Origin of the sequence: Pseudoalteromonas sp. S1609 (assembly GCF_005887255.1) — a bacterium.
Lineage (GTDB): Bacteria > Pseudomonadota > Gammaproteobacteria > Enterobacterales > Alteromonadaceae > Pseudoalteromonas.
The window spans coordinates 1-338 of sequence record NZ_PNDJ01000231.1 but is presented as its reverse complement, the minus strand read 5'-3'; the positions used below and the strand labels follow the sequence as shown (position 1 = coordinate 338).

Here is a 338-nt window from a genome sequence, read left to right as displayed (position 1 = left end):
GTAAAAGAAATTAAAGTAAATACTGGTGACAAAGTGAAAACGGGTTCATTAGTATTTGTTTTTGAAGTGTCAGGTGGTGATAACCAAAGTGCCCCTGCAGCTGATTCAAAAGCACAAGAGAAGCCTGCTGAACAAGCATCGGCATCAAGCACTAAAGAAGTTAGCGTGCCTGATATTGGTGATGACGAAGTTGAAGTAACAGAAGTTATGGTTGCGGTTGGCGATAGCGTAGAAGAAGAGCAATCTATCTTAAACGTTGAAGGCGACAAAGCAGCTATGGCAGTTCCGGCGCCGGTGCCAGGTACGGTTAAAGCGAATCAACTACCGCCGTGCGCTAA

1 protein-coding gene is annotated in these 338 nt (G+C 45.0%); it reads left to right on the top strand.

The window, feature by feature from the left end:
- The coding region (locus tag CWB76_RS19550; RefSeq protein WP_283235064.1) for a biotin/lipoyl-containing protein at nt 1-338 on the top strand (338 nt) is incomplete at both ends.